General features: G+C 76.7%; 3 protein-coding genes and 2 tRNA genes. 3 read left to right on the top strand and 2 right to left on the bottom strand.

Annotated elements, in window-relative coordinates:
* Both HOY81_RS26685 and HOY81_RS26680 read right to left on the bottom strand, forming a co-directional pair.
* Positions 1-2,478, bottom strand: a 2,478-nt coding sequence (locus HOY81_RS26685) for a PAS domain-containing protein (protein WP_237323279.1), incomplete at its 3' end; no start/stop codon positions are given.
* Positions 2,479-2,731: 253 nt separating this feature from the next.
* A complete protein-coding gene (locus tag HOY81_RS26680; RefSeq protein ID WP_237323278.1) occupies positions 2,732-3,277 on the bottom strand; it encodes an SSI family serine proteinase inhibitor in 546 nt (181 codons plus the stop codon).
* Between the two features lie 310 nt (positions 3,278-3,587).
* Here HOY81_RS26680 and HOY81_RS26675 point away from each other — a divergent pair.
* The 3 genes from HOY81_RS26675 to HOY81_RS26665 all read left to right on the top strand — a co-directional run.
* Positions 3,588-3,679, top strand: a tRNA-Ser gene (locus tag HOY81_RS26675).
* A 170-nt stretch (positions 3,680-3,849) separates the two neighbouring features.
* Positions 3,850-3,922: transfer RNA gene (locus HOY81_RS26670), tRNA-Arg, on the top strand.
* A 178-nt stretch (positions 3,923-4,100) separates the two neighbouring features.
* A partial coding sequence (locus tag HOY81_RS26665) for a hypothetical protein (protein WP_237323277.1) occupies positions 4,101-4,890 on the top strand: 790 nt, incomplete at its 3' end.

Raw genomic sequence — 4,890 nt, 5'->3', positions numbered from 1 at the left:
GGCGAGCCGCCGGGCGCGCCGGCCGCCGCCGGCGAGCGCCGGGACCTGCGCGTTCTCCTGCCCGGGGGACGCCTGCTGCGGCTCGCCCCCGGTGCCCGGCGGCAGCGCACCGTTCGCCTGTGCGGGGGTGCCCTGCGCGGACGCCGGCTCGCGCCGGGCGCGGCGCCCGGTGCCCGGCGGTACCTGCTGCGGGATGCCGGGCCGGCTGCCGGACGGCCCCCCACCGTGCGGGGCCTGCTGCTGCGTGCCGTACGGCACCGGGCCGTTGCCCTGGGGCGGGACCGGGCTGTTGCCCTGGGGCGGCACCGGGCCGTTGCCCTGCGGTGGCACCGGCTGGCCGAGCCGTGCGTCGCCGACGCCCTCGGCGCCCGTGCCCGTACCGGAGGCGGGAGTGCCGTCGGCCGGTGCGGCGTCGCCGGGCGGTGCGGCCAGCGCGCGGCGGGCGCGCCGACCGGTGGCGCGTGGGGCGCCCGCCGCGTCCGGGGCGCCCGTGCCGGCGGCGTCGCCGCCCGGCGCGTGCGGTTCGCCTCGCCCCGTGCCCTGCTCCGGTGTGCCGCCCTGTTCCGTCTCTGCCGGGTTCGGGCGCCTGCGGCGGCCGGTCGGGCGCGGTGCCTGCTCGCCCTCGGCGGGGCCGCCCTGCGGCGGCACGGGGATCGCGCCGCCGGGGGACGTAGGGTCGCCGGAGCCGCCCGGGCCGTCGTCCTCGGGGCCGCCGGCCACGGTGCCCCCGCCCGGCGGTCCGCCCGCGGACCCGTCCATGCCGACCACGGCGTCGAGGACGCCCGGCTTGCCGCGCCCCAGGCCCGCGTCCGGCTGCCCGGCGCCCGTGTCGTCGCCCGCGCCGGTGGCGGACGCCGAGCCGAGCGGGGCGCCGTCCGTGCCCCGTACGGGCTGTTCGGGGACCGGCATCACCGTGGTCTCGCCGTCCCGGGCCTCCCGGGACCGTTCCTTCGTACGCGAGGGTTCGACGACGCCGCCCGCCGCGGCCACCGGCACCTCGAGGACATAGGCGTTGCCGCCCGCACCCGGCACCTCGTGGGTCTGGAGCACGCCGTCGTGCCGGCGCACGATCCCGCGGACGACCGGCTCGTGCACCGGGCTGCCGCCGCTGTGCGGGCCGCGCACCTCGATCCGTACGACGTCCCCGCGCTGGGCCGCGGCCACCACGATCGTCGAGTCCCCGGAGCCGCCCGCGGCCGGTTGTGCCGCGTTGCCGGTGGCGTCGACGCCCGCGACGTCGGCGATCAGGTGCGCCAGCGCGGTGGCCAGCCGCTCGGGGTCCACCTCGGCCTCGATCGGCGGGGCGTGCACCGCGAACTGCGCGCGCCCCGGGCCGATGAGCTCGATCGCGCCCTCGACGCCCGCCGACACCACGCCGTCCAGCGAGACCCGTTCGATGCGCAGCTTCTCCCGGCCGGCGGCCAGCCGCTGGTAGCCCAGCACGTTGTCCACCAGCGTGGTCATCCGGGTGTAGCCGGCGGCCAGATGGTGCAGGATCTGGTTCGCCTCCGGCCAGAGCTGGCCCGCCGGGTCGGCGGCCAGCCCGCCGAGCTCGTTCCGGAGCTGGTCCAGCGGGCCGCGCAGCGCCTCGTCCAGCACCGAGCGGAGCTGCCTGTACTGCTCGGTCAGCGTCTCGTACGGGCGGCGGTCGGTGAAGGTCAGCACCGCGCCGACGAGCTGGTCCCCGTCCCGCACCGGCGCCGTCGTCAGGTCCACCGGCACCGCGCGCCCGTCCTTCGCCCACAGCACCTGGCCGGTCTTCACCCGGTGCTTGCGGCCGGAGCGCAGCGTGTCGTGCAGCGGGGTCTCCTCCCAGGGCAGCGGGCTGCCGTCCGGGCGGGAGTGGTGCAGCAGCGGGTGCAGTTCGCGGCCGCCGAGGTCGCCTGCGCGGTAGCCGAGGATCTGTGCGGCCGAGGGGTTGACCAGGACGATCCGGCCGCTGCCGTCGACCCCGACGACGCCCTCGGAGGCGGCGCGCAGGATCATCTCGGTCTGCCGCTGCTGCCGGGCCAGCTCGGCCTCGGTGTCCAGGGTGCCGGTGAGGTCCCGTACGACCAGCATCAGCAGCTCGTCGCCCGTGTAGTGCTTGCCGCCGCCGGTGCCGTGGTCGGACCAGGCGGCCTCGAACGAGGAGGCGTACGGGGTGCGTCCGTCCTCGAGGTTCGCGCTGGTCACCTCGACGGGGAACGCGCTGCCGTCGGTGCGCCGCGCGATCATGCGCGTCGGCTTCGTCCGGGCCTCGCCCTCGTCCTCGTCCGGCCGGCGCATCGAGCCGGGGATCCGCTTCGAGTCGAACTCCGGCAGCAGATCGAGCAGCCCGCGTCCCACCAGCGCGGTACCGGGGGTCTCGAAGACCTCCAGCGCGATGGCGTTCGCATTCACGACGGTGCCGTTGCAGTTCACCAGGAGCAACGCATCGGGCAGGGCGTCGAGTATGGCGGCGAGGCGAGCAGCGCCTCGGGATGGCCTGCTGCTCACGACGGTGCTTCCTCCCTGTAACCGCATGGTGCCGGTGACCGGACCGGCCGGTCTGACCGCGGCCGCCAGTCTGCCGAACGCACCGGGGGTGTCACTAGGGGGAAGTCTACGGGCAGCGGGGCCGCGGACGGCGGCGGATGGGCGAGGCGAAGCCGTGAGAGGGCTGTGACGGCGCTCAACGGCCGCCCTGCGGGGGAGCCTTGGAGGGACGTCCGGTGGGCGTCCCGGCCTACCTCCGGGCGCACGCCGGGAATTACCGGATCGCGGGAAGTGCGGGCACCAGCGCGTCCCAGCGGGACATCGCGCAGCCGTCACTCCGGTCGAAACGGGCGAAGACCGGTCTGCCGTGCCAAATGCCCCTGACCTGGGCGGTGGCGGGGCCTCCGTGGATCATCGCGCAGTGGGCGCCGGACGGTACAGGTGCGAACGGGTCGGCGCCGCCGTGCGCGGCCGCGTCGAGCGCGGCGCAGGCCGCCTGCGGGGCGGGGTGACCGCCGGCCGCCGGGTGGCACTGGAGGGCGTAGGTCCCGTCCGTGCGCGGGTCGCCGCTGTGGCGGACGGTGAAGAGCAGATGGTCCGGCTTGGCCGCCGGGACCCCGGCGGGCTTCCCGGTCCCCGGGGGGCCGGACCCGGGGACCGTTCCCGAAGCCGTGGGCGCCCCGGCGGGCACGGTACGGGCGGCGGCCGGCCCGTCGCCGCCGGCTGCCCCGTACGTGGCGCCGGCCGGGCTGCCGGCCGCCGCCAGGGCGGCGGCGATCCCGGCGAGGGCGAGGACGGTGACGAGGCGGCGGCGCGGCATGGCGGCTCCCGGGGGTCTGGGGGCCCGGCGTGTGCGTCGGGACCCGGCGGTGCTGCTGCCCTGTCAACGCGCCGGCCGCCCCCCGGTTGCGGTTGCGGCTGGGGTTGCGGGCCGCGGCCGTGCCGGTGGCGGTCCGGCCGTCCCCCGGGGGCCCGGCCGCCCCGGCGGGCGTACCCCACGCGACCGGGGCAGATCCTTTGCCGCCGGGTGTGCGGACCTTGTACCGTAGGGGTCGATTGGTGGCAGGCCTCCGGGCTGTGCCATCATCTGCACACACGCCGTCCTGGCCCTGCGCCCGGCCGGCGTGTGGGGAGGCTTCGCCTAGTCTGGTCTATGGCGCCGCACTGCTAATGCGGTTTCGGGGTAACCCCCTGATCGAGGGTTCAAATCCCTCAGCCTCCGCGCGATCCCCGTGATCACCGAAGCCCCGGCGTCACCGCCGGGGCTTTCGTCGCCTCACGGGTCTTTCCGCAGGTCGCCCCGGGTGCCGTTATCGGATTTCGCCTCCGGGCACGGGTCATGTAATGTTGTTCCCGCAACGCCGCCCGGCAGAAGATCAGCCGGGACGTCAAGCGCTCGTAGCTTAACGGATAGAGCATCTGACTACGGATCAGAAGGTTGCAGGTTCGAATCCTGCCGAGCGCGCGCCTCACGAAGGCCCCCGTCGGACACCGACGGGGGCCTTTTGCATGGGTGTGTGCGGTGTCCGGGTGGGGGGTTGCCGGGTGGACGTGCACCCCGGGTCTTGAGCATCCGCTCAATCGGGCCTAGGGTCCGTCTTGAGCGAACGCTCAAGACAGTGGTCCGAGGGGAGGGAGGCGACGTGGCCGGGGGGATCTACGTCGAGCGCCGGATCCGGGCCGGCATGGAGCTGCTCTGGGAGCGGACGCAGGACCCGGTCCGGCACCAGCGGTGGGACCTGCGGTTCACCGAGATCGTGGCGCTGGAGGGGGCCGAGGGTGCGGAGAAGCCCGGGAGGCCCGAAGCCCCGGAGGCGCCCGGGAGGCCGGACGGCCCGGGGGTCTCCGGCGGGGAGGGCCGGCCGGTGCGGTTCCGGTACGCGACCCGGGTCGTGCCGGGCCTGGTGATCGCCGGTACGGGCGTCTCCGCGGGGGAGCGGCGCCGCCCGGACGGTACCCGTACCTCGGCGCTGCGTTTCCGGTCGCCGCACCCGTTGTCGCTGCTCGCCGAGGGCAGCGGCTACTGGCGGTACGTCCCGGCGGGGGAGCCGGAGGACGGCATCCGTTTCCTCACCGGGTACGACTACCGGCCGCGCTGGGGCCGCCCGGGCCGCGTCGCCGACCGGTGGGTGTTCCGTCCGCTGATGGGCTGGGCCACCGCCTGGTCGTTCGACCGGCTGCGGCTGTGGTGCGAGCGGGGCGTGCGGCCGGAGCGGGCGCTCCGGCAGGCCCTCGGGGAGGCGCTTGGCCGGTCCGCGGCCGTGGCGGCCGCGGTCGTGTACGCGGCCGGCTCCCCGTCCGCGGCCGCGCTCGGCGCCGTGTTCGCCGTGGTCTCCCTGGCGCTGGGCCTGCCGCCCCTCCCCCGCACTCCGGCGGCCCGCCGCTGCCTGCGCCGCCCGCCGCGCGTCGCCGTCCCGGGCGGGCCCGCCCGGT

Origin of the sequence: Streptomyces sp. JJ36, assembly GCF_021696945.1 — a bacterium.
Classification (GTDB): domain Bacteria; phylum Actinomycetota; class Actinomycetes; order Streptomycetales; family Streptomycetaceae; genus Streptomyces.
The sequence above is the reverse complement of the archived record's forward strand: the minus strand, read 5'-3'. Positions and strand labels throughout refer to the sequence as shown.

Excerpts from the sequence above, each read along its gene's own strand:
- HOY81_RS26680 (WP_237323278.1), bottom strand. The coding sequence starts at position 3,277 with ATGCCGCGCCGCCGCCTCGTCACCGTCCTCGCCCTCGCCGGGATCGCC.